We start from the raw sequence: 24,588 nt of genomic DNA, 5'->3' as shown, positions 1-24,588 counted from the left end.
TGGCTTTTTTTACATGCTCGGCATATGATAAAGGAAAGGGGGAGATACGTTTGGTCACATTACAGCCGATGTCACAAACGGATTATGACGTCTTGATAGAGGCATCCATTAAGAGGTACGCAGAAGAAAAGATACTCGCAGGGACGTGGGGTCAGGAAGAAGCGCAAAAGAACGCAGAGGAACAATTTGAGCGGCTGCTACCTGAAGGTCTTCAGACAGAGGATCATGAGCTGTGGACATTCATGCATGGAGACGAATCCATTGGGTGGGTATGGCTTTGCTATGATCCAGATCATCCCCAGCATGAAGGATTTATTTATAATTTTATTTTGTTTGAAGCGTATCGAGGAAAAGGGTTGGCAAAACAGGCCATGGCGGCATTAGAAGAGCAGGCAAAGTCATTAGGTGTGAAGAAACTATCGCTGCATGTCTTTGCCCATAATCAAATCGCCCGCTCACTTTATGAGAAAACGGGATTCGCTGAGACTGGGATTTACATGAGCAAGCCTTTATAAAAAAAGAGAAGTACCGTGCGGCGAGCGTACGGTACTTTTTTATGTGGACATCATGGCATCTTGCGCCGTGACTCGGTATAGGTCGACTTTGCATTTCACAAACGCACGGATGATGGCTGGGACTTGAGCTTCTGAACGAATCAACAATGAGGTCTCGTCATCTCTGATCACAAGGTCTGTTCCCACACTTTGTAAGTACTGCGTGAGAACAGGCTTCACCTCATCATCAATCCATGCATGCTTGAAGGTGGCACGAATGGTTGAGGACGTGATGGTTTTCTCTTGAGGATGAGTACTTGAGGACACGATTTTTCCTTCAGATATGAAAGCTGTTTTGGTACAAATAGGCTGGGTGAACCTTGGCTCGTCTGCTGTTAAAAAGACAGTTTTTCCTTCAAATTTTAACGATTCAATCACCCGCTGGATATGTAAGATAGAATCTGCATCAATATCCGCAAAAGGCTCATCAAGTAAAATAAAGTCAGGCTGATGAGCGATGGCCTGAGCCATTCCGAGCCGCTTCTTCATCCCAGGTGTAAAGGCACCGACTTTCTCTTGATGATAACGATGTAAGCCAACAAATTCGAGTAATTCTTCATAATAGCTCGTTTTTTGGCGAGTACCCGTAATTTTCGATAAATAGGCAATATGCTCAATAGCAGTCAGCCCTTCATATAAATCTGTATATTCAGGCAGAACACCGATATGATGACGTACTTTTTTTAACGACGTCATGTTCATCATGATAAACGTGCCAGAGGTGGGGCGGGAGATCCCTGTAATGATATTAAAAAAGGTTGTCTTACCAGCACCCTTCGGTCCAATGAGGCCGAAGATATCCCCTTGATGGATATCAAGATCAATATGATTTATTGCGACTTTTGTCCGATATTTTTTTGTCAGCCCTTTTGTGTGAAGCACTTAGACATCCCTCCTCTGAAACAGTAGTGCCGTTCCAACGAGTAAGACAACAGTCAATGCGGCATTCATCAGCACATAGGTCAGCGGTTCACTCCAGCGCGCATAATAATAAGGCGTCACGTATTGGAACCAGTGAATCAACCGTTCTGAAGAAAGAACAGACATCATGCTCATGATTGGAAATAGAAAGGAAAACAACATGCCAACAAACATCGATTTCTGTGGTGTTGGAAAGAGCATGGACAAAAACAAAGCACAGGAGATGCCGACACTGATAAACGTTAATATTTTTAAGGCATCAGAGAACAGAAAACGATGTGAAATCACCATATTTAATATATATGTGGTCATAATGCAACTGAGCCAAAACAGCATCAGCCCAAGATATTTCCCGATGACAATGTTTAAACGGGTCGTTTTGCTGACGAGAAAACGAATGGTTTTCAAATGAATTTCGCGGCTCAAAATATCATGAGATAATAAAAAAATAAGGAAGAAACCAAATAACGAAATCACTAGTTCATTCCCAATGGAATAAGGGTCCTTTGCTTGTTCCCACTTCCCTTGATAAGCAGCTATAAATGGAAGACTTGATACAAAAGTAGATAAAATGAAAATAATAACAATAGTTAAGATGGATTTTGTGCTTTTGAAGAGCTGCTTAAATTCATTCATACAGATGGTCCACACACACTGTACCTCCCTTCATCTTTATTATACCGCTAGAAAAGAAAGACACCATATCTCGCTCTTTAACATTTGCTTAAATTTTATAAAAAAGAAGACTCTTCCAGAACAGTTAACTCATTTTTAAAAATGTTCAGAAAAATATCTTGATTTATCAAAAAACATCATGTATGATAGCTTTAATTCAAGATAGTTAAACAGGCAATGACGAGAGAAAGTACAATCATCAATTTTTCCACAGAGAGCTTCGGCAGCTGAAAAGAAGCAAAAATAATGATTCGAAAAATGGTCTCTGAGCCTCGTGCTGAACATATCCATGATATTAGTAGGTGACGACGAGAGTTGGTACTCGTTATCAAAACCACAGTATATGAGCCAAATTGGAGCTTTGTACTTGTAGAGGCTGTTTAGCGCGAGCAAACAGTAAATAAAGGTGGTACCACGAGACAAATACCTCGTCCTTATGATTCATAGATAAGGATGGGGTATTTTTTATTGTCCACTTTTTTTCATACAAATGTTCAAATGTTCCACGTGAAACACCACTACCATTTTTTCAAATGAAAGGGAGATTAACATGAGTGAACATGCATTGGTTTTACAATCAGATTTCGGTATTGATGATGGAGCGGTCAGCGCAATGTACGGCGTAGCCAATACAGTGAGAAGCGGCATCCGCATTTTTGATTTAACTCACAACATTCCCCAATATGACATTTGGGAAGCGTCGTATCGCTTGCTTCAGACGGTCACATATTGGCCGGAAGAAACGGTGTTTGTCTCCGTTGTTGATCCAGGCGTTGGATCAGAGCGAAAGAGCCTTGTCGTCAAAACAACAAGCTCACACTACATCATCACACCTGATAATGGGACACTTACGCATGTCGCACAGGATATTGGCATCGTGGAGGCTAGGTATTTAGATGAAACCATCAACCGTCTGCCGAAGTCAGGAAAATCACATACATTCCATGGTAGAGACATTTACGCCTATACAGGCGCGAGAATTGCTTCAGGTGTGATTTCTTTTGAAGAGGTCGGGCCAAAGGCGAATATAGAGGACATTATTCATCTTCCAGTCGTACAAGCTTATGCGGAAGAAGAAGTGATCACAGGGACGATTGATATTTTAGATGTGCGGTTCGGAAACCTATGGACAAACATTCATCATACGTTATTTGAACAGCTTTCAATCAATTATGGGGATGCAATAGAAGTTACCATTGCCAACGGGCCAAAAAATGTGTATAAAAATATCATGACCTATGGACGATCTTTTGCCGATTTAAAGGTAGGCGAACCACTCGTATATGTCAATTCACTCGATCATTTAGGCGTGGCGATCAATCAAGGGTCATTTGCAAAGGCTTATAACATCGGTACAGGCACAGGCTGGCGCCTTTCGATTCGCAAAGCTCCGCGCATTATATACGAATAAGAGGAGGAAACATCATGGCAGGTAAACAACTTTCAACGAAAACTGTCGTTGCCATCGGGATTGGCGCAGCCGTCTTTGTCATTTTAGGACGCTTCGTCTCCATTCCAACTGGGATTCCGAATACACAAATTGAAACATCGTACGCGTTCCTTGCATTAATGGCCGTGCTATTTGGTCCTATTGCAGGCGCATTGATTGGATTTATTGGTCATCTCATTAAAGATGCCACCACATTTGGACCTTGGTGGAGCTGGATTATCGTTTCGGGTGTTGTTGGTTTATTGATCGGCCTCATTTCGAACCGTTTAAAAGTAGAAGAGGGCGACTTTGGCTGGAAAAAAATCACGCTCTTCAACGCCGTCCAAGCCGGCGCACAAGCATTAGGCTGGTTTGTCATTGCGCCGGTACTCGACATTGTGATCTATGCAGAACCTGCAAATAAAGTGTTTGTTCAAGGCATCGTAGCAGGAATCTCAAACATCATCACAGTCGGTGTACTAGGCACCATCATCATTGCGGCTTATGCGAAAACAAGAAGCAAAAGCGGCAGTCTATCGAAAGAAACATCATGAAGCAAGGTGGAACACATAAATGAAGAAACCGATGATTCAATTCGAACATTTCGGATTCAAGTATCGCAGTCAGGCAGAACCAACATTGAAAGATATCAACCTGACCATCTATGAAGGAGAAAAAGTCCTCATCGCAGGCCCGTCTGGATCGGGAAAAAGCACACTAGCCCATTGTATCAATGGGCTAGTTCCTGCGTCTTATAAAGGTTCTATGGAAGGAAGTCTTCACATCGGCGGGAAAAATGCAGAGAAAGAGAACATTTTCTCTCTTTCACAGCTCGTCGGAACGGTGCTGCAAGATCCTGATGGACAATTTATCGGGCTGACCGTAGGAGAAGATATCGCGTTCACACTAGAAAATGATCAAGTCACACGCGAAGAAATGAAAACACGTGTCGAGAAAGCGGCAAAATTAACAGAGGTAGACGGCAAACTGGCATCATCCGTGCATGAGCTGTCAGGCGGTCAAAAACAACGTGTCGCCATCGCAGGCGTACTTGTCAACGATGTCGACATTTTGCTGTTTGATGAGCCACTGGCAAGCCTTGATCCCGCAACAGGCAAAGAAGTGATCGACCTTATTGACCGTCTGCAAAAAGAAACGAAAAAAACGGTCGTGATGGTGGAACATCGATTGGAAGACGTCCTCTTCCGCCATGTCGACCGCATCATCGTTGTTAATGACGGCACGATTGCAGCGGATATGACACCAGATGAATTGCTCGCCTCAAATGTATTAGAAGCGGCGTATTTACGTGAGCCTTTATATGTGAGAGCGATGAAATATGCAGGTATTCCGGTTGAAGCAGGAGATCAGATCGCTAATTTACAGCATCTCACCTTAAATGACGAGGCAAAAGAGAAAATCGAACAATGGATGGAAGCATCTGAGCCATCAGTCGAGCAGAATGAAGCGCCGGATTTACTAGAAGTGCGTGAGCTGAGCTTTGATTATCCGACAAGACCTAACACACTGAACAATATCTCTTTTACCGTCAAAAAAGGAGAAATGATCAGCATCGCCGGTGCCAATGGCGCAGGCAAGACGACACTATCCAAGGTGCTCTGCGCATTTGAAAAGCCAACAAAAGGGACAATCCTTTTAAATGGCGATGACATCACAGGAGACACCATCAAGCAGCGCTCCGAACGAATCGGCGTCGTCATGCAAAACCCAAATCAAATGATTTCGAAACAAATGATTTTTGATGAAGTCGCCCTCGGTCTCGTTTTAAGAGGCGTAAAGGAAGACGACATCAAGGATCGTGTAGAGCGGGTTTTAAAAGTATGCGGGCTGTATCCATTTCGAAATTGGCCGATCTCAGCACTCAGTTTTGGACAGAAAAAACGCGTCACCATCGCATCCATTCTTGTGTTAGAGCCAGAAATCATCATCCTAGACGAGCCAACCGCCGGACAGGATTTTAGACATTACACAGAGATGATGACATTTTTAGAGCAATTAAATCAGCAGGGCGTCACGATTTTGATGATCACCCATGATATGCATCTCATGCTCGAATACACAACAAGAACCATTGTCATTTCAGATGGAGAAAAAATCGCAGACGATACACCAGCTAAAGTACTGACAGATCAGTTGCTAGTCCAAAAGGCGAGCTTAAAGGAAACGTCGCTGTATGAACTGGCGCTAAAAGCAGACTGGCCACATCCAAATGAACTCGTGGATCGCTTCATTGAGGTTGACAGAAAGGAACGAATGACATGGCTGTAGACATGCTGTCTTATATCGATCGCCCGTCGCCAATTCACCGGCTGACAGGCGCCACCAAACTCATTTGCTTTATCCTCTGGTCATCCGCAGCGATGCTCACGTATGATACAGGCGTTTTAGTGTTTATGTTGGTAGCCAGTATCGTGTTCTTTCAACTGTCGAATGTGCGATTTCGTGATATCTCTTTCGTAGTGATTGTCTTGGCGATTTTTCTTGTGATCAACAACATCGCCATTTACATCTTTGCTCCCCAGCAAGGTGTCGCCATCTACGGAGCAAAGCACGAGCTATTTCATATTGCAGGCTGGTACAACGTCACACTTGAACAGCTTTTCTATCAATTGAACATTACACTGAAATACGTGACTGTGATGCCAGCGGCGCTATTGTTTATTGTCACAACAAATCCAAGTGAATTTGCCTCATCGCTCAGCCGAATTGGGGTCAGCTACCGGATATCGTATGCGGTAGCGATTGCTCTGCGTTACATCCCAGATATTCAGCGTGATTTTCGAACGATTGCCATTTCTCAGCAAGCAAGAGGCATTGATTTATCGAAGAATGAAAAACTGGGAAAACGGATTAAAAATGCGCTTTCGATTGTGATGCCGCTGATTTTCTCCAGCCTAGAGCGGATTGAAACGATCAGCAATGCGATGGAATTGCGCGGGTTTGGAAAGCATAAAAAGCGCACATGGTTTACGGCGAAAGACTTTCAAAAAGCAGATTATGCGGCGTTAATCTTTGTTGGAGTGGTACTGATTGTGTCGCTAGTGATTACATTTGTTAGAGGAACGAGATTTTACAATCCGTTTTGATAGAAGGAAGCCTTCACAGGAGTGGAGGCTTTTTTATTTGGTTTGTGGATAAAAGGTGTGGAAAATGGTAAAAGACTATTAACATGTGAATAAATCGGTTATATTGAACAATGAGCGAAACACTTGTGAATAACCAAACAACATATTGGAGGAATTAGAAACTTATGAACAAATCACTTTATGCTTGTGCAGAACATATAGAAACCGTACTAGACATGTACATAGATGATCACGAAACACCGCCAGAATTCAGAAAAATCGAACATACACACAGCTTATCCACAACCTGTGAATTGTGCGATGAACCTGCAATATATATAGTGGGGAACGAATGATCGGACACAAAATACACAAATTTTATCCACAATTGTTGATAACTTATATGAATAACTTGTTCTTAAGGTGGGGATGACCTGTGAATATATCAATTATCACAGTAGGAAAATTAAAAGAGAAATATTTAAAGCAAGGCATAGCCGAATACACAAAACGATTACAAGCATACGCAAAAATCGAGATCATTGAGCTCGCAGACGAAAAAGCACCCGAGAATCTCAGCGAGCAAGACATGAAAATCATCAAAGACAAAGAAGGCGAACGCATCCTAAGCAAAATCAACCCAGACGCCCACGTCATCGCCCTCGCCATCGAAGGAAAAATGAAAACTTCCGAAGAATTAGCCGATACAATAGATAAGCTGGCAACATACGGAAAAAGCAAAGTATGTTTCGTCATAGGTGGATCCCTTGGCTTAAGCGACGCCGTCATGCAGCGCGCGAATGAGAAACTGTCGTTTTCGAGGATGACGTTTCCGCATCAGTTGATGAGGCTGGTGTTGGTGGAGCAGATTTATCGGGCGTTTCGGATTGTGCGGGGGGAGCCTTACCACAAATAGGTAGCGGTTTTCTTTAAAATATAATCCCCTAAGTATGAGGGGAGAGCTTTTCGTAACCATATTATGTAGTGAGGAGTCATCTGGACTCCTACTACTTTCAGGTATATGAGCAATAAAAGAAAATTGAATATCTTTTAATTTTTTATTGCTTACATCAATTTTTTTGATAGATGCTACAAGTAACTGCCTGAATTCCAATATATCTAATCGCTCTTTTAGTTCTAAGAATTCTTGGAGTTGAGTACGTATAAAATCTTTGCTTACCTCTTTTACCATATTATCCTTAACTTCATTATTACTTTGTAGCTTAGCAAAGGAATCTTTTAAGTCATTAATCTCTACACGGATTTCAGCAATTCTTTCTTTAGCTTCTTGGTGTGTGTAGAATCCAGAACCAGTCATTGCATCGTCCTGGATCATTTTCTTTTGAGCCTCAAGTTCTGATATACGCTTTTCGATAATTTTTGTTTCATTACTACTATCGTTGTTGGTGAAATCTCTAGCAATTTTTTCATTTATGTTTTGTGTTATTGCACTGATTATCGAATCAGTTTGTAGTGCTTTGGTAAGCCTGCCATAAACGGATTGTTCTAGTTTGTCAGCATTTACAGTGTTTGGATTACAGACAGCTTTTCCACCGTTATGATATCGACCACAAACATAGTAGCGTCTTTTTGTACCATCTTTACGCTTCGAACCGTACATACTTGTCATATAAGCACCACATTCTGGACACTTTGCGATAGAGGTTAAGGGGAATTTTCCAGTGTACTGTCTTGGTGTACCTGTTGACCGTTTCTTTATCATGGCGTTAGCCTTATCCCAAGTCTCTTCATCAATAATTGGTTTGTGAATCCCTTTGACGATAATGTGATCTGGGTTTGTACCTTTTCTTCTCTTTTTCTCCCAATCTACTACTTGATTAAAACGAATATATCCCTTGTATACAGGATTTTTCAGTATTAAATTCACGGTTGATTGAGCAAATTCTTTGTTGTTTTTTGATCGTTTACCAATTTTATTGAGATGATTGGCAATTTTCTTCGTGCCCCAGTTTTCATTAACATATTTGCTATAGATCATTTTTATAATCTCTGCTTCTTCAGGAATGATTATTAGCTCTTTATTTTTACTACGATACCCAAGAACTCTTCCACCGTTAAATTTTCCTTCTTTAGCCCTCTGGGTCATTCCCATCTTAACGTTTTCAGCAAGTTCCTCTCGCTGATATTGAGCAACAGATGATAAAATATTGAACTGTAAATTGCCATGAGGCGTACCATATTGCCCTTCTTTTATGGATATAAATTTGACACCTGAATTGTGTATCTCTTCGACAAGTGATAGGGAATCAGAAAGGTTTCTACTCAATCGGGATACTTTATAGGTTATGATAGCATCCAAGTACCCCTTTTTGACATCTTGCATCATACGATTTAATTCATGTCTACTGTTTGTTGATTTTGCACTTATCCCTTCATCTACATAAAACCTTACAGTGGTATCGTCTCCATAGAGTCTGTGGGCGGCTTGAATACCTTCCTCCTTTTGGCCTTCCAAGGAAAAACCTAGCTCTGCTTGTTTGCTTGTTGATACCCTGATGTACAAGCCCACTGTTTTTATCTCTTTTATCATCTTTATACACTCTCCTCATGATGGTCTGAAGTTATTTTGTTGAAAATTGCTTTGTAAATTATTGTGGAAATGATTTCAATGCTTTCTGTGTTATCAGTTTCAGTAGAAATGTGTTCAGTATTCTCACGCATATTTAATTACCTCCGAAAAGAATTTTTGATAGATTCCTTTCTGTCGGAGGACACATTTTATTTATAGAGAGGGAGCCGGACCAAATTGGAGTGCTATACTCTTTGAAAAAAAATAAAACGTCTCCACGTATAAAATGACAGTTTTGTCTAAAGTGTCTTTTACGTATGATTACGTTTTATCAGGTAAGTGTATTTTATTGAAGATACAGTACATTCTTACTTTACATAATGCCAATGGGCGTTAAATACACAGTGTCGGTGTTTAACGATATCCAAACATTGCAAAGTGTTAAAAAACTAGATCCTATACAAATCTGTGGATTAATGCAAAAGCAATTTATCTATAAAGTGGTGAGGATATTTTAGTTCTTTCAAAAACTAGGGAGTAGGACCTTTAAGGATTACATGCCTAGATTGGAGAAAGAGTGATTTACACCTCGACTTACATTAAATCACCATTAGTTTACAAAATGTAGAAGTATATTGTCAATATGTTTTGCTCGTAGTTCGATGAACGATGCTAAGTGGACTTTAAGAGGACACATTAAATTAGGTTATGAAGAGAAGGGATACGGAATTTGCGGCTAGGTGTCATGATGGATAGAACAATATATACGTATTTCTATTTTTTGATAGCCAGGTGTTTTCATTTTAAAAAGGATGAATTAACAATCTGATCAATGTATTAAATGAGTGACGAAACGAAAGTATTAGAGAAACTAATGGAACGCTTATATAGGAAAATAATATTAAATGGAAACTTTTAAATATACTTCAATGCGACGAGTATGCTATACAGCTGCCTATTTTTCTCATATGAATATTATGTGTATGGTATTTAAGTATCTAAAAAAGCACAAATTTGTCCCTTTAAAATTATGCCTTAGAATAATATGCTGAAATAAACTAATTAGGAGGAAACCCAATGGTTGTGACTATAGGAAGAAGATTAAAAGAATTGAGAGTATCAGTTGGAAAAACACAAAGTGAAGTGGCTGGTGATATAAGATTCCATACCAAGACTCTTCGACGTTATGAAAAAGATCAGCAGTTACCCAGTACGGATTACCTAATTGAACTAGCAAGATATTTTAATGTAACAACTGATTATATTTTGGGTTTAGAAGAGCATATTCCTGTAGAAGTAAATAATGTTGCATATACAGATGAGGAGAATAGGGATATGTTTTACGAAAAAGTTGAAGGAGATGCAGAATATTATTGGATCTATTACGTGGAGCAAGAGGATGGCAGCGCTATCTTAAGGTACCAGAGTCAATGGTTGGGTTTTACTAATGAAACTCCACCAAAGGAATTGCGAGGTCCCGTTAGCGTTGATGCTTATAAAGTTTATAATATATGTACTGAAAGGTACACCTCTCCTATGATGATTAACAATACTGAGGATATGCTGGTTTTTCAACAGAAACGTGGACATGCAGTTATTAAAGCGTGTTTATGTACTGAATACTTTCCAGAAATGATAGAACCTATAGTCGTCTAATCTCTCAGATTTACATAGTTCGGTTAATATTTAGTATTGGAGGCTTACATGTCAATTATTAAAGGTGGTGCAGCAGGGTTTAATAGTGTTGTTCTTTATTCTGAGAATTTTAAATCGAAAGCGATAAGAAAAAAAGATGGGAAAATTAACATAGAACTGTCTAAGCGAAAAATCACTCCTAATTTCGAAAAATTGATTTTGCGAATACCATTAATTCGCGGAGTATTCCTCTTTGTAAAGCCTGTTATTGTTATGTGGAAGTTTTATTTAATAGTTTATCTCCTACTCTTATTTTTACTACTATCGAGTGGGGAAGCTTCAGAAAGTGCCTCAGATAGTTCAATGTTATCGACTTTATTAATTATGGCTAATTTAATAATTAATCACTTTTGGTTGCTCATAGCTGCCATATTGGCTATTTTTGCAATTATTATCAAGCTCAGTAACCTTGGCAAGTATCATGGAGCTGAGCATATGACGGATGCATCGTTTAATTCATTGTCTAGCCTTGCTATTTCAGATGTAGTTAAACAATCAAGAATTCATAACTATTGTGGAACAAACTTTGTGGTATTTTTATTTGTAACTTATTTCATATTCTCTTTTTTCTTTTCACATTTTGTTGTATTAATTGTACTTAGTATTTGTTTAGGATATGAAGTATTTCATATTCAATCAAGAATTATGGCACTTTTTTATTGGGTTGGGGGATTTTTTCAGTATTTTTTGTTTACTTCTAAGCCGTCAACAGAACATTTAGAGGTTGCTATAGCATCATATGAAGCGGTGATAAGAGCAGAAAGAGATTATAAAAAAGGTTAGCTTTCAGAAAAACTAAAATGAAGGTTATCATAGAATATGAGTTGATGTTATCTGCTAGTGATGATAAAAAAATATTGACCTTTTTTGATAATTTTTGTAGGATAAATTTACACGAATAGAAAAATAAATATTATAAAACACTTTAGATAAAACGCTCAGGCGTCAATTATAAGTAGTTCAACTGTTTTGTTGTGCTATCGATATATTTTGACGTACTGGGCGTTTTTTGTTCGTAAAAATCTGAAGGGAGACTTAGTAAATGAAGAATATTTCTCTAGAATTTGCTGAAACGGAATTGAAAGAAAGAATGGAGCAGGTTCAAAAAACGAGACAAAAGTGGATCGATGAGGGTGATCAGCTTTTGAAGTGGCGAGAAAAGTTAGGATTATCAAGATCATTTATTGCTCGAGCAACAGGCGTGAACTACGGAAGAATAACTAGATTTGAGCAAGGGGAACCGGTTAAAGAAGCGAAGTTAATAGGTCATGTTTATAAAATGACATTAGAAAAAGTAGAAATACGAAGAGAGTTCGAAAGAATTATAGAAAGCATTGAATCAAAGAAAAAAAGTAAAGCTGTTAATCCTCTCCGATTCTCTAAGCTTCATGAGGGTACTAATCATTTAAAGTGAGTAAAGATTAGGTCTTTCACAAACTGAAACAGATATTGGATCTACTCACATTCTAACTAGGTGTAACCGAAGGAATTTGTATCATTTTATAAAAACGAAGAGAACATGATAAAATCAACGTTTTTAAAGGATGAGAAATTAAAACGATAAAGTCTTGGCAATAAAGGGATTTGAATCTGTTGATATATCAATATCTAGTAAAAATATTAGGATATGATTTTGCTAAGGATGTTGAGATAAGCATTATACAAGGGTAATTCTATTTGTTTACGATTCAACTAGCATTTTTCGACAAATCGTATTATATAGCTCAAAATTCGAGTAATGAAACTATTAGAAGCTAATGAAAGGATTTGAAGCTATGAAATTTAATCACAACAAGCTAAGAGAAGCAAGAGGACAAAAGAAACTAACGCTTGAAGATATGGCTAAATCTATGCACATGGATCTCTCAGCATACTGGCGGTTAGAAACAGGAAAAACCAAGGTGAAAGCAGAGCAATTAGTCATGTTCATGGAGATCTTTGATCGACCATATGCTTATTTTTTTGATTCCAACAATCCTATTCGTTTTATTAAAGTAGAGGTTGAATGCATACCTGATAAACTGCAGCTTATTTACGATTTCCTTAAAGCACATCCAGGGATCGTAAAGGACTGGGAACAAAACGTATTGAAGTTGGAACAAGAGTTACATTCAATAAATTTTTAACTAATGAAAAAATTTTTTAAAAAGCACTGAATAAAGCAAAGTAAGCAAGGTAAAGAAAAAAAGAATCACAGCATGATGCACAAATTAACAACAATTACAAAGGGTATTATTGCTGTTGTATCAAGGATTACAGCGATAATATCCTTTTCCGGTTTTATATGAATAGGAGTGATACGACGTGATCCATACATTTGAATTGAACTGCAAAATAAGTGAGAAGAAGGCAATTAAGCTTCTTACAGAGCACTATGAATCGAATGAGACACAAAAATTGCTAAACGAGTTAAAAAGGGAAAAGATTGCAATAAAACTTCCGTTAAGCATACCTGGGATAATCTTAGCCTCCATTACTTTTGTTGGTGAAAAGTATTACAGAATCTACATTAGAGTTGAGCCCCAAAGTCTTATAATAGGCAGAAGAACCATTGATGTGTTTGACTGTTCATTTGGATCGGTAGAAAGGCTTAGAACAGTTCTAGATAAAGCGATTGAAAGTTTAACTAGTACACTTCCTCAATCGGACAGATGGTTTGTCTCGCGTATAGACTTTACTAAAAACCTAACTACTGATTACGTACAAGAGTGTGTTGCTTTAGCTAAGAAGGGAAAAGATCCATATCGCTATAATGATACCATCAACAAGCCTGGCAGCTCTTACAGGGCTTCTAAGAGCGTCATATTAAACTTTTATGACAAGTTGGATCATATTTCAAAAAAGGTAGATCCTAAATCCTTTGATGCACATCTTATTGAAGAAGCGCATAACACTTTTCGTATCGAAGTACAGTGTTTGAATTTCAACAAGTTGAAGCATCTACGAAAGAAGTTCGAGTTACCTCATAAAAGCAATCTATATAACTACTTACGTAAAGATGTAGCAGAAGGGGTGATCTTCTACTACTATGAAAAAGTAATTGGAAGTGCTGACTATTATTCTCTTTATGAAGCATTAAAAATTGTGGAGATGAGTGAAATGAGCGCTAGAAAAAAAGAGAATATCAAAAAGTGGTTACGGCTAGTAGCTCAAGCTAAGGGTGTGTCTAAAGCGAGGGAACAGTTCATTGCTGGGACAACACTCGGCCATGCAAAGATAGCTATAAAAGGTAACCAAAATACCTTTAGAAACTATGAAAATGCTTGCAAAAAAATAGGAATCAATCCTGTAACGATTCCAAAGGACTGGGGAATTGACTATATCCCGAATCCAATAAATTCATTAGATACTAGTGGAAGGACTGAAATCAAATAATGAGCGAAAAAAAGATTAATACAATGTTTGAATATTTAATTGAGAAGCATCAGGCGAATGCAAAAAGGATTGTGAGCCGTTGGTTGAAGGCATACATAATAGAACCAACTCTAATGCAACGCATACCACCAGAAGCATATTTAAAAGGGTTTGATCGCAAGAAAGCGGCCGAGAGTTGTTACGAGTATTTGGTACTTACGAAACAACTGAACGATTCTCTTTTACAAGTTGATAAGAAGAAACTGGTTAAAGATATCGCCATGTATATCGATCTTCGTACGCCTTTTATATACAGTCATAAACAATAAACAATTTGGAACACTTGATTATCAAATTGATAAGCAATTACTTGAAGAGATACCATTTCACTTTAAATCGAATAATCGTAAAGCTACATCATTAATACAAGAGGCTCAAAAGAGCATGGTACTTAACCATAAAACAAAATGGATTAGTGAGAAACCATCTGTGAAGCAGATACAGCTAATTGAGAATAAGTTGAAAAAGAAAAAGCAAGTACTACGAATTAATATAGAGGAAATCAATAAATACCAAGCTGCTATTTTGATCCCTTATTTATTGGAAAAACAAACTTATGATCAAGAAGAGCTTCAGGGATTATTGAAGTCACATTGAATAGAAGCCAAATTGGGGAATAATGTTCCCTTAATCGTATAAAAGATTGTACCAGTAAATATGAAGACTTAAAACGGGCATTTATTGCCCGTTTTGTCTTTATTCTCTTAATCGAATATCATAAGGTTCAATGACTAATGTAATATCTTCGGTTGTTACCTCTGTATCTTGAGCTAGTTCCTCTTTCAAGTAGCTTAAAAACCCTTCATCATAGGATTTTAAATTGACTCTACCAAATTCGTTTCCTCCTTTGTCATAAAAGGCAATGGAATCCTCGGGTTGAATTTTACGTATACCAAACATCGGATAGAAAACAAGCTCTCCATCAAACCTAAACGGCTTTAGTGATTGTATGAAACATTTAATACAAGAGTAGACCTTTCCTTCATTTTTTGAACCTACAAAAGCTTTAGAAATGCTAGTGTGACAGAAATGACAAGTATACATGAATCATTCATCCTTCCAATTGTTTTGATTGTTATAATGATGTGTTCTAGGTATATGACATGATTAAAAATTTGCTGTAAGCCTCCTTCCGAAATGATGTAGAACAAAGATAAGAAGATGTAATAAGTGATTTATGATCATCACAATAACAATAGAAAGTATGAGGGGAAAGGTTTTGAGGTTTTAAAAAGCAATTTCAAATCAAATAGAGCGGGGTAGTGCGGGTATTTGTGTCAGAAGGAAGGCTTTCCTTTACCCGAAGGGCTTTGTTCTACATAGTAGACTTTCATCTAATATCTTTACTTTTGGATTGACATACCCGGGGCTCAAATTACCTTGGATATGAATATAATTAATACTAGGTAGGTCGAGAAAAATTTTATATTTTTAAAAATACAAAAAGGAAATTTTAACTTTAGTTGGATGGGGAAAAATTCGGAGCTAGTCTCCGATGAAGCCCACTGAATACAAAGTGGATTTGATGTGGGATTTACTGTTCAAATGCCGCATGTCCTACCAAATGTATTATTTATTGGTTTTTCAGGTACGCCAGTTCAAACAGTTCAAATATTAAGTACCATTACACAAGAAATCTTTGGACAAATTATCCATAGATACGATTTGGCTCAAGCTAGTGAAGATAAAGCTGTATTACCATATTACTACGAGAGTAGATTCATTCCGCCAGATTTAACAGGTGGAGACATCAACGAAGAGTAAAAACAAATGGTGAAAGACCTTGGGCCATTATATGATGAAATGATTGAACCTTTATAACAAAGATTGATAAAAAGCCAAATGAAATATGGAACGAAGAAATCTGATTATCTAAAAAACATAGCATAGTAAAAAAGGATATAAACATCGAGCGAAGTTATTGATTAATAAAATGATATGAATGTAGCTGTTAAAAATGGTGTAATTTGTAATTAGAGGATTCCTAGTTCAAATTAACTGATATAATAAACACATATAAGATATAGCATACAGGAGGAAACAACATGGTAACAGCAAACTTAGATTTTGAAGAGAAACTTTAGAAAATGGCAGATAAATTAAGTGGGTCAATGGACTCTGTTTATCGATAAAAGATGAGTAATACTGAACTAAAAGACGCTGCGAAAGTAAGTAGCAACGTCATCGAAAAAATGGGGGGAGATGTTGTTATGGCAAAAGTAACTCCTAATAAGGACCAACAAAAGGCAATCGATACGATAGATGGACCAGTATTAATTTCGGCTGGACCCGGCACAGGGAAGACGGCCACGCTAGTTAATCGATATGTAAATATGGTGAATAATCATCGCATCAAACCTGAGAATATCCTGATGGCGACTTTTACGGAAAAAGCAGCAAAGGAAATCATCACGCGTATTTCTTCTATAATTCCAGATTTTGATTTGAATGACGTTTATATTGGAACCTTCCATTCAATCTGTCTAAGAATTGTAAAAGATAACTTAGCATTTATCCCGACTTTGAAGAAAAACTTCACTTTGATGGATGATTTTGACCAGAAGTACTTCATCTACCAGCGGTATTATTATGATTTTAGACCTTTGCCACACTTTAATGATTTGATTAGTGAAACCTCAGGTGTATGGAGAAATGTCAGTAAAATAGCAGATCTAGTTAATGGGCTAACGGAAGAAAAAATAAATGCGGAGCGATTACTTACGGATCCGAATCCACAAATAGTTGCCTTGGGTGAAATCAAACAAAAATACGATGAACTATTGCAAGCAAAAAATAGACTGGATTTTGCGACGATTCAGTTGACCGCCTATCAGCTACTCATTGAAAATCCGGAAATTCTGGAAAAATATCAAGAACTATTTCAGTATATGATGATTGATGAGTATCAAGATACCAATTCGATTCAGGAACAAGTGATCTTCTTACTATCGAAAACTAATAATATATGTGTGGTTGGTGACGATGACCAGTCAATGTATCGATTCCGCGGTGCTACGATTCGAAATATACTGGAGTTTGAAAGTAAATTTAAGAGAGGTGAGTGCAGCGTTATCCACCTTTCCACTAACTACCGCTCGGCTCCTGAGATAATTGAGTTCTACAATAGGTGGATGAAAGAGTACTCAGAAACTCACTTTCAGTGGAATCAGTTTCGAATTGATAAAACAATCTTACCTAGTCCTGAGAAAAGTCATAAAGAGTTGACACCTCCGGTAATGAAAATAGCCGGAGAGTCGACTGAACAATGGCATGAAAGAATTTTTAGATTCATCAAGATGCTGTCAGATGACGGATACATAAGTAATTACAACCAGATTGCCTTCTTATTCCGTTCTGTGGCGAAGAAAGAAACTCAGGAACTAGCGAATTACCTTGAAAGCAAAGGAATTCCAGTTTATTCTCCAAGGTCAAAAATGTTCTTCGAACGTGAAGAGATAATGGCAGCTATTGGTGTATTACTTGCAATTTTCGGTGACTATTCGGATGAGCTAGTTGATAGACCTGAGGAATACCTTGAAAAGCTAACTGATTATTATGACCGCTGCTTGGATATTGCGGAGCAACTAATGGATGACGATGAAGATTTAGAAGATTGGGTTAGCTATCGAGAAGATGAGCTGGACAACCTTGTTGGAAATACGGATTACGCATTCACACAATTGTTGTATCAAATGTTTAGCTTCGACTACTTCCGAAAGATTATCGATACTGATTTATCATCCGGAGTTGCTGACCAAAGGGCAATCCGAAATCTCGCTATTTTAACAAAAGTACTTGCCAAGTATGAAGCAAATGAAAATGTTGACGTCATCTCTGATGTTAAGAAGGATCAAGTTGTTTCTAAGCTATTTGAAACGTATTTTAGATTCCTCTTTGGAAGCAATCATGGCGGTGGTGGCATCGAAGAATATCAAGACGAATCCGAATATGCTCCGAGTGGTTGCGTTTCATTTATGACGGTTCATCAATCGAAGGGCATGGAGTTCCCAATCGTTATTACTGATTCCTTATACGACAGGCCCGCTGATAATAATCAAGGAGTACTTGAACAGGTATATGATGCTTATTCGCACCGGGAACCATTTGAACCAACTGATAGGATTAAGTTTTTTGACTTCTGGAGGCGTTATTATGTTGCGTACTCACGGGCTGAGGAATTACTTATTCTCACTACACCAATTCGCACACGTGGTGCTTGGCCTATGCCGGGGAAAATGTTTAAGGAAGCTTTCAATGACCTAGAAGACTATTATGACCATCACTATTCATTTGAAGAGTTTGATTTTAAACCAGTTAAGGCATCAGATTTGAAGCAATCATATGCTTTCACATCTGATATTTCTAAGTATGAAAGATGCTCAGTTGAGTATAAGATGTTCCGTGAGCTAGGCTTCTCTGAAATCCGTGTTGGTTCTACACTTTTTGGCTCCCTAGTTCATCAAACAATTGAAGATATTCATGATGCAATTCTTCGAGATGAAGTATCATCTATTCCAGATAATATTGAAACGTGGTTTGATAACAATTACCAGGGGCTTGTTCTCAGCGAACATAGTTATCTGGCACCAAAATCAAGAAATGTCGCACTTAAGCATGTCAAAAACTACTTTGAGAATTCTGAGGACCTTTGGAAAAACATCAGGAAAGCTGAAGTTCAGCTTAGCTATCCTATGGAAGACTTTATCTTGAATGGTCAAGTTGATATGATTAAAGGAAAAGGCGATACTGTAGAAATTGTGGACTTTAAAACAGGGGATAAGCCGAAACCTGGTGATGAATCGCTCATTAATTATGAGAAACAACTTCAGGTTTATGCAAGACTAGTTGAGGATAAGGAAAATGTCACTGTTTCAAAATTAAAGCTCTACTATCCAAGTGACCAAGAAAATCCGATTATTGAATTTGAAAAAGACAGCCAACAAATTGATAGGATAATTGAAGAATTCACGGATGTAGTTCATAAGATTGAAAAGAAAGAATTTAATCAACGAACCACAAATTACTCTGTTTGTCGCGAGTGTGATATGCGATTTTATTGCAACAGAATCAAACCAAAATAATCTAGGGGGAATTAGCGCGTGAATAAAGAATTACAAGAATTACTGCTTTCAAAAGAAGAATACGTAGTAGAGGGAACACTTAACAAAAACTTGGTGGGTCAGCTTGCACGAAATTACGATGCTGGGCTTTTGAATATCCTTCAATCAAACGAAAAGATTAAAGCTCACTTTTTCTCTTCAACTGATGGGGGACTTATTTTTAAGCTTGACGTTTTTCTTCAGTTCTTGAATAACAAGGCATTTTTGCCTGATAGTTATACAATTTATAAACAAAAAATTGGACTAGCAAATAAGGGGGAGGTAGATTTACTTTCACAAAATAAAGAAATCGTCCTTAACTGGCCATACAAGGATTGTATACTTGAAGGTGGGCAACACAAGGAAGATGCGAAGCGAGATGAATTATTTTTCAATGAAGTTTTGTCACCAACAGAGGTGACAAGGTTGATGGAACCAAAAGCTTTTTCAAATTTTGTTCTTCATGATTCGACAGGTGTTTCAAAGTTAGAAAACATTTCAGGTGATGAAAACCTAATAATAAAAGGCAACAACCTTTTAGCTCTGTCCAGTCTAAAAGAAAAATTCGCGGGAAAAATTAAATTGATTTATATCGATCCACCGTATTATTTCAACGCCAATAAGTCTGAGGATACTTTTCGATACAATTCAAATTTCAAATTATCAACTTGGCTGGTTTTTATGAAAAATCGTTTAGAACTCGCAAAAGAGTTATTAGCAGAGGATGGTGCAATTTTTGCTCAAATCAGTGATGATGGTGTTGCCGAACTACACTTGTTGATGAAGGAGATTTTTAACACTCCAACAACTAACAACTTTATTAATAAGATTACAGTAAAAACAAAATCACCTTCAGGTTTTCAGAGTGTGAATCCTGGAGTTTTTGAAACTGCAGAATATATTATTGGCTTTGCAAAAAATAAATCCAAGTGGACGTATAATCGCCAATATGTTGAAGCCGACTACGATGCAAACTACAAATGGGTTGTAACGAATATTGACGAGGATTTTAAGAATTGGAACATCGTTGATATTAAAGAAGTAATAGCTAATGACTTAGGTTTGACGTTAGAAGATTTCAAGAAAAAATACGATGGCAAGTTAATTTTGGGGTTGATGGCGGAATATGCTCTAAAGAATCCAGATAAAGTATTTCGACCAGTCGCAATTAGTAATAAAGCAGGAGCACAAATCAAAAAAGTAAGAGATGAATCTAAATTAAGCCCCCATGAAATCTTTTTAGTGAGAAGAGAAGGCCAATATGATGTGTATGTAAATAAAGGCCAAGAAATGGCGTTTTATCAGAAAAAAATTAGAAATATAAATGGTGAAATGGTACCTAGTGTCCAAGCAACAAACATGTGGACTGACACACCATATGAAGGGATTGCATCTGAAGGAGGAGTAGTTCTAAAAGGTGGAAAAAAACCTGAGAAACTTCTCAAGCGGATTATTGAGATGGGTACTGACTCTGAGAACGATATAGTCATGGATTTCTTTTTAGGAAGTGGTACAACGTGTGCGGTTGCCCATAAACTTGGTCGAAGATACATTGGTATTGAGCAATTAGACTATATTGATGAACTTGCCATCCCTCGACTGGAATCAGTTATAAACGGAGACCAAAGTGGAATTTCTAAAATACAAGGATGGACTGGAGGTGGTTCATTTGTGTACTGTGAAATTAAGAATGATGCAAAAGAATTTGTGAATAGAATTGAGGAAGCAAGTGATGATGGAGAGCTACTTGAGCTATTCGAATTAGCGAAGAAATCATCCTTTATTTCATATCGAGTTGATCCTAAGAAAATGAAGTCTTCAGAATTTGAAAAACTTTCATTTGCAGAACAAAAGCAATTACTGCGCGAAATCATTGATAATAACAACTTGTATGTGAATTATTCTGATATTGAGGATCAGTCGTACGGGATTAGTGCTGAAGACAAAGTGTTAAACCGTCAATTCTATGGGGAGGGTGAGTAGATATGGCACAATTCTTATACGAAAAATATGATGGGGGACTAGGAATTTTTGCTAATTACTTTAAGGCTCAAGTTCCTAACTATATCACTGAAAATCTCCGGCATGAGTTGCGCGAGTATCAATTAGAAGGTATTGGTCGCTATCTGAACTATGCGCATAGGGATGAACAAAATCGAACCTATCCCGAACAATTGCTCTTTAATATGGCAACTGGATCAGGTAAAACGATGATGATGGCTGCAATTATTTTGGAGAAGTACAAGCAGGGTGAAAGGAACTTTCTGTTCTTTGTAAATAACTCTAACATTATTGAAAAAACGCGGGCTAACTTTCTCGATTCAACTTCAGGAAAATATTTGTTTGCTGATTCCATAATGATTGCTGATGAGTTGGTAGAAATCCGGGAAGTTACAGATTTTTCAGATTCGAACGAGGATGCAATTAACCTCTTATTTACAACTATCCAGCAACTGCATATCGACTTGAATACTCCTCGTGAAAATCGACTCTCTTATGAACAATTCGAGGACATTTCCGTTGTAATGCTCGCCGACGAAGCACATCACTTGAATGCCGGACTCAATGCGGATGAGAAAAAGGATAATGCCAGTTGGACTGCGACAGTTGATAATATTCAAAGAAATGCAAAAAAATCTTCTCTTTTCGAGTTCACTGCAACGATAGATTTGTCAGATGCTGACATTGCAGCGAAGTACAGAAAACACTTACTGTATAAATATGATCTTAAAGATTTTCGATTGGATGGTTATAGTAAAGATGTTTTGTTCCACCTGGTAAATAATGAAGTTGATGTGCGTATGCTTCAAGCAATAATCATCAGTCAATTCAGAAAGAAAGTCGCATTAAAAAATGGGATTAACTTAAAGCCACTAATTCTATTTAAGTCACAAAAGAAGACAGAGAGTGCAGGGAATCTATCTGATTTTCTTGAAATTTTGGATGGTCTAACGGCTTATCAAATTGAACAACAAAAACAATCTTCAACTGGCCTTGATGGTATTTTGACACAGGCGTTTGACTTTTTTGATGAAAATGGCATTACTCATGAGAATCTAATTGCCGAATTAAAAGAAGACTTCCGCGAAGAACGATTAATGCTTATCGATAGTGATAATAAGACGAGTGATAAGTTGGTTGAATTAAATACTCTGGAAGATCCCAAAAATGAGATTCGGGCTATCTTTGCTGTTGATATGCTGAACGAAGGATGGGATGTACTAAATCTATTTGATATCGTTCGCCTCTACGATACTCGTGATGGGAAGACGACGAAAGCTGGATTTAAGCCCGGGGCGACAACTAATGCAGAGAAGCAACTTATTGGTCGTGGAGCTCGTTACTATCCATTTGTCATCAATAATGATTTAGCTATGAAATACAAGAGGAAATTTGACCATAATGAAGCGGCCGAACTACGCGTTATTGAACAACTTCACTACCATTCGAAAGACAACCCGAGGTATATTTCTGAGCTGAAGCAAGTTCTTCGTGAATCCGGAATCTATGATGACCAATCTATGGTTGAAAGGCAAATCAAATTGAAACGATCCTTTCGGAAAACAGGCACTTATAAGAACGGTGTCGTATGGGTCAACAGTCGAGTTGAGAAGCCATCCGTTACATCAGTGCAAGGGTCCTTATTTGGGGATGATTGGGAAATCATTCTTCCAGAGGAACTGGAAGTTCATCTTCCAGCTTCTGGTATGGGCGACTTTGCAGCCTTTGAAGGAGATGACAGAGAGGTTTTTCAAGTTAAGAAAAAACAAGATAATCGAAAGTTTAAAGTTGGAAAAGAAATCACCCTCAATGTTTTGAGAGCAGCAGTAAACCTAAAAAATAAAGATTTTAATTTTGAGAAACTGCATAAATCTTATGTCGGACTACCAACTTTGGAAGGCTTCTTGAAAGAAATTCAAAACAAAGTGTCTGTTATTGTTTTTGGTGATGAAGAGGATGTAAAAACTCTTTCTCAAGATCACAAGCTGTTTATTTCAAATGCAATTCTGCAGGCTATTGCAGATGATTACATTAATGTTGAGAAACAGTACGAAGGATCGTTGGAATTCGAAGCAGTCAAGATTAAAGATGTTTTCGAGAAGAGAATTCAACGCAAGTATGTTATTGATTCGAATAGCAACAAGGAGAATGGTATTTCTCAAAAAGACTTAACTGAAACCAGAATCTTCGAGGATATCGATAAACTTGACTGGTATGCTTATACAGATAACTTTGGTACAAGCGAGGAAAAATTAGTAGTTAGAACCATCAAACAACACATGGCTGAGCTTGAAACAAAACTAACTGATATCTATTTGCTTCGTAATGAGAAAGCAGTAAGAATTTATAGTTTTGATAAAGGTACTGCTTTCGAGCCAGACTTTGTCATGTTTGCAAATGATGCGGAAACTGGTAATGTTTCTTGGCAATTCTTTATTGAGCCGAAAGGAAGTCAATTTCTAGATTCAAATGGTCAATTCGACGATGGTAAAGAGGGTTGGAAACAAGCTTTTCTGAAGCAAATCAAGGAAAAAGATGAAGATGGCCTTTTAGTTGATGATGATCATTATCGTATCGTTGGCCTTCCATTTTACAATCATGAGCGCACAAAAGAAGCTTTTCTTGATGAATTAAGGACGTCACTTAATATCTCGGACGAAGTAAAAATTAAAGCTAGTCATTCTGTTCAAGATAGCCTCTTTGATGACCACTAGTATCTTACGCTGGTTGCCGAAGATGATCCGGAACAAAAATAATTAATAGAATTTCGTTGACCTTAAGTAAGGTGCTACTGACAAATCAAGATCCCTGCCGCTCCAACCGAGTAGCAGGGATTTTTCTATTCTCTGACCAATTTCCATGCTGTCGGTGATATCGCAATCAAGCGCCTCACAGATGTGAAGGATGGACCTGGAGCTTTGCTAGAATTTAAATATTAAGATTGAGTGACTTCATAAATAAATCTGCTTAATATATAATAATGATAAGGGTATAGGTACTGGTAATATCTATAGCCAAGAAATAAATTGCCGATTAAGAGCGGCCAACAGAATATTATGGATGAGAGTGAGTAATCACCTAATTCTCAGGTCACAGCTAAGGGTGATTACTTTTTTATCCACGATCATGATCACAAAAGAAATAAGCCACCTTTAAGCATAAGCTAATTTGGGTGGTTTATTTC

General features: G+C 37.7%; 21 protein-coding genes, 1 pseudogene and 1 other annotated feature. Of the genes and pseudogenes, 18 read left to right on the top strand and 4 right to left on the bottom strand.

Translation table 11 applies throughout. The features are described from left to right. The first annotated feature begins 50 nt into the window (after positions 1-50). Positions 51-515, top strand: a complete 465-nt coding sequence (locus tag LCD32_RS18325; protein ID WP_017359973.1) for a GNAT family N-acetyltransferase — start codon at positions 51-53, stop codon at positions 513-515. Between the two features lie 39 nt (positions 516-554). Here the strand turns inward: LCD32_RS18325 and LCD32_RS18320 are convergent, their stop codons facing one another. Then, on the bottom strand, positions 555-1,436 hold the full coding sequence (locus LCD32_RS18320) for an ABC transporter ATP-binding protein (RefSeq protein WP_035390097.1): 882 nt from the start codon (positions 1,434-1,436) through the stop codon (positions 555-557). Then, the gene (locus LCD32_RS18315; protein WP_008347476.1) at positions 1,437-2,126 is read right to left on the bottom strand and encodes an ABC transporter permease; all 690 of its coding nucleotides are present in this window, start codon (positions 2,124-2,126) and stop codon (positions 1,437-1,439) included. A 192-nt stretch (positions 2,127-2,318) separates the two neighbouring features. After that, positions 2,319-2,589: a binding site (T-box leader), on the top strand. Between the two features lie 111 nt (positions 2,590-2,700). Between LCD32_RS18315 and LCD32_RS18310 the strand changes: the two genes are divergently transcribed. The 6 genes from LCD32_RS18310 (at position 2,701) to rlmH (ending at position 7,581) form a co-directional block, all read left to right on the top strand. Further along, on the top strand, positions 2,701-3,561 hold the full coding sequence (locus LCD32_RS18310) for an S-adenosyl-l-methionine hydroxide adenosyltransferase family protein (RefSeq protein WP_017368438.1): 861 nt from the start codon (positions 2,701-2,703) through the stop codon (positions 3,559-3,561). Positions 3,562-3,575: 14 nt separating this feature from the next. Then, positions 3,576-4,133, top strand: coding sequence for an ECF-type riboflavin transporter substrate-binding protein (locus tag LCD32_RS18305; protein ID WP_024718471.1), 558 nt, complete (start codon positions 3,576-3,578; stop codon positions 4,131-4,133). A gap of 19 nt (positions 4,134-4,152) precedes the next feature. Continuing rightward, positions 4,153-5,868: an ABC transporter ATP-binding protein gene (locus LCD32_RS18300; RefSeq protein ID WP_224564495.1), complete on the top strand. Its 1,716-nt coding sequence runs from the start codon at positions 4,153-4,155 to the stop codon at positions 5,866-5,868. Continuing rightward, positions 5,859-6,686 carry an energy-coupling factor transporter transmembrane component T family protein gene (locus tag LCD32_RS18295; RefSeq protein WP_224564492.1) on the top strand — a complete coding sequence of 276 codons (828 nt, stop codon included), beginning with the start codon at positions 5,859-5,861 and terminating at the stop codon, positions 6,684-6,686. Before LCD32_RS18300 ends, LCD32_RS18295 begins: the two co-directional genes overlap by 10 nt. A 164-nt stretch (positions 6,687-6,850) precedes the next feature. Beyond that, a complete protein-coding gene (locus LCD32_RS18290) occupies positions 6,851-7,021 on the top strand; it encodes a CxxH/CxxC protein (RefSeq protein ID WP_008360116.1) in 171 nt (56 codons plus the stop codon). 80 nt (positions 7,022-7,101) lie between these two features. After that, entirely contained in the window at positions 7,102-7,581 is a 480-nt protein-coding gene (gene rlmH, locus LCD32_RS18285) for a 23S rRNA (pseudouridine(1915)-N(3))-methyltransferase RlmH (protein WP_017359968.1), read from the top strand. Positions 7,582-8,163: 582 nt separating this feature from the next. On the opposite strand, the pseudogene LCD32_RS18280 reads toward rlmH, so the two are convergent. Continuing rightward, positions 8,164-9,216, bottom strand: a pseudogene (locus LCD32_RS18280) (recombinase family protein); the annotation flags it as partial. A gap of 1,056 nt (positions 9,217-10,272) precedes the next feature. On the opposite strand from LCD32_RS18280, the gene LCD32_RS18275 reads away from it, so the two are divergent. The 7 genes from LCD32_RS18275 to LCD32_RS18245 all read left to right on the top strand — a co-directional run bounded on the left by LCD32_RS18275 (position 10,273) and on the right by LCD32_RS18245 (position 14,901). Beyond that, positions 10,273-10,851, top strand: a complete 579-nt coding sequence (locus tag LCD32_RS18275) for a helix-turn-helix transcriptional regulator (protein WP_172859135.1) — start codon at positions 10,273-10,275, stop codon at positions 10,849-10,851. A 48-nt stretch (positions 10,852-10,899) separates the two neighbouring features. Next, positions 10,900-11,673 carry a DUF1385 domain-containing protein gene (locus LCD32_RS18270; RefSeq protein WP_224564489.1) on the top strand — a complete coding sequence of 258 codons (774 nt, stop codon included), beginning with the start codon at positions 10,900-10,902 and terminating at the stop codon, positions 11,671-11,673. 259 nt (positions 11,674-11,932) lie between these two features. Beyond that, a complete protein-coding gene (locus LCD32_RS18265; protein WP_224564484.1) occupies positions 11,933-12,304 on the top strand; it encodes a helix-turn-helix domain-containing protein in 372 nt (123 codons plus the stop codon). Between the two features lie 361 nt (positions 12,305-12,665). Beyond that, the gene (locus LCD32_RS18260) at positions 12,666-13,016 is read left to right on the top strand and encodes a helix-turn-helix domain-containing protein (protein WP_172859132.1); all 351 of its coding nucleotides are present in this window, start codon (positions 12,666-12,668) and stop codon (positions 13,014-13,016) included. 178 nt (positions 13,017-13,194) lie between these two features. After that, complete coding sequence (locus LCD32_RS18255; protein WP_224564481.1) at positions 13,195-14,265, top strand: hypothetical protein; 1,071 nt, start codon at positions 13,195-13,197, stop codon at positions 14,263-14,265. Next, positions 14,265-14,573 (top strand): hypothetical protein, encoded by a 309-nt coding sequence (locus tag LCD32_RS18250; RefSeq protein ID WP_224564479.1) that lies wholly within the window; start codon positions 14,265-14,267, stop codon positions 14,571-14,573. The genes LCD32_RS18255 and LCD32_RS18250 overlap by 1 nt, the downstream gene beginning before the upstream one ends. 115 nt (positions 14,574-14,688) lie before the next feature. After that, entirely contained in the window at positions 14,689-14,901 is a 213-nt protein-coding gene (locus tag LCD32_RS18245; protein WP_224564477.1) for a hypothetical protein, read from the top strand. A gap of 99 nt (positions 14,902-15,000) precedes the next feature. Here the strand turns inward: LCD32_RS18245 and LCD32_RS18240 are convergent, their stop codons facing one another. After that, a complete protein-coding gene (locus tag LCD32_RS18240; protein WP_224564475.1) occupies positions 15,001-15,348 on the bottom strand; it encodes a hypothetical protein in 348 nt (115 codons plus the stop codon). Between the two features lie 483 nt (positions 15,349-15,831). On the opposite strand from LCD32_RS18240, the gene LCD32_RS18235 reads away from it, so the two are divergent. From LCD32_RS18235 to LCD32_RS18220, 4 genes are all read left to right on the top strand, one after another. Then, the gene (locus LCD32_RS18235) at positions 15,832-16,068 is read left to right on the top strand and encodes a hypothetical protein (protein ID WP_224564473.1); all 237 of its coding nucleotides are present in this window, start codon (positions 15,832-15,834) and stop codon (positions 16,066-16,068) included. 446 nt (positions 16,069-16,514) lie between these two features. Further along, on the top strand, positions 16,515-19,385 hold the full coding sequence (locus LCD32_RS18230; protein ID WP_224564471.1) for an ATP-dependent helicase: 2,871 nt from the start codon (positions 16,515-16,517) through the stop codon (positions 19,383-19,385). Positions 19,386-19,403: 18 nt separating this feature from the next. Continuing rightward, on the top strand, positions 19,404-21,386 hold the full coding sequence (locus LCD32_RS18225) for a DNA methyltransferase (protein ID WP_224564456.1): 1,983 nt from the start codon (positions 19,404-19,406) through the stop codon (positions 21,384-21,386). Positions 21,387-21,388: 2 nt separating this feature from the next. Next, positions 21,389-24,118, top strand: a complete 2,730-nt coding sequence (locus LCD32_RS18220; protein WP_224564453.1) for a DEAD/DEAH box helicase family protein — start codon at positions 21,389-21,391, stop codon at positions 24,116-24,118. Positions 24,119-24,588: the final 470 nt, after the last annotated feature.

Origin of the sequence: Bacillus sp. RSS_NA_20, assembly GCF_020165915.1 — a bacterium.
Lineage (GTDB): Bacteria > Bacillota > Bacilli > Bacillales > Bacillaceae > Bacillus > Bacillus altitudinis.
The sequence above is the reverse complement of the archived record's forward strand: the minus strand, read 5'-3'. Positions and strand labels throughout refer to the sequence as shown.

What these genes read in the sequence shown, in the direction of transcription:
- LCD32_RS18230 (WP_224564471.1), top strand. Translation starts at nt 16,515, where the DNA reads ATGGCAAAAGTAACTCCTAATAAGGACCAACAAAAGGCAATCGATACG.
- LCD32_RS18300 (WP_224564495.1), top strand. Translation starts at nt 4,153, where the DNA reads ATGAAGAAACCGATGATTCAATTCGAACATTTCGGATTCAAGTATCGC.
- LCD32_RS18220 (WP_224564453.1), top strand. Translation starts at nt 21,389, where the DNA reads ATGGCACAATTCTTATACGAAAAATATGATGGGGGACTAGGAATTTTT.
- LCD32_RS18265 (WP_224564484.1), top strand. Translation starts at nt 11,933, where the DNA reads ATGAAGAATATTTCTCTAGAATTTGCTGAAACGGAATTGAAAGAAAGA.
- LCD32_RS18305 (WP_024718471.1), top strand. Translation starts at nt 3,576, where the DNA reads ATGGCAGGTAAACAACTTTCAACGAAAACTGTCGTTGCCATCGGGATT.
- LCD32_RS18250 (WP_224564479.1), top strand. Translation starts at nt 14,265, where the DNA reads ATGAGCGAAAAAAAGATTAATACAATGTTTGAATATTTAATTGAGAAG.
- LCD32_RS18240 (WP_224564475.1), bottom strand. Translation starts at nt 15,348, where the DNA reads ATGTATACTTGTCATTTCTGTCACACTAGCATTTCTAAAGCTTTTGTA.
- LCD32_RS18275 (WP_172859135.1), top strand. Translation starts at nt 10,273, where the DNA reads ATGGTTGTGACTATAGGAAGAAGATTAAAAGAATTGAGAGTATCAGTT.
- LCD32_RS18295 (WP_224564492.1), top strand. Translation starts at nt 5,859, where the DNA reads ATGGCTGTAGACATGCTGTCTTATATCGATCGCCCGTCGCCAATTCAC.
- LCD32_RS18270 (WP_224564489.1), top strand. Translation starts at nt 10,900, where the DNA reads ATGTCAATTATTAAAGGTGGTGCAGCAGGGTTTAATAGTGTTGTTCTT.
- LCD32_RS18260 (WP_172859132.1), top strand. Translation starts at nt 12,666, where the DNA reads ATGAAATTTAATCACAACAAGCTAAGAGAAGCAAGAGGACAAAAGAAA.
- LCD32_RS18290 (WP_008360116.1), top strand. Translation starts at nt 6,851, where the DNA reads ATGAACAAATCACTTTATGCTTGTGCAGAACATATAGAAACCGTACTA.
- LCD32_RS18310 (WP_017368438.1), top strand. Translation starts at nt 2,701, where the DNA reads ATGAGTGAACATGCATTGGTTTTACAATCAGATTTCGGTATTGATGAT.
- LCD32_RS18245 (WP_224564477.1), top strand. Translation starts at nt 14,689, where the DNA reads ATGGTACTTAACCATAAAACAAAATGGATTAGTGAGAAACCATCTGTG.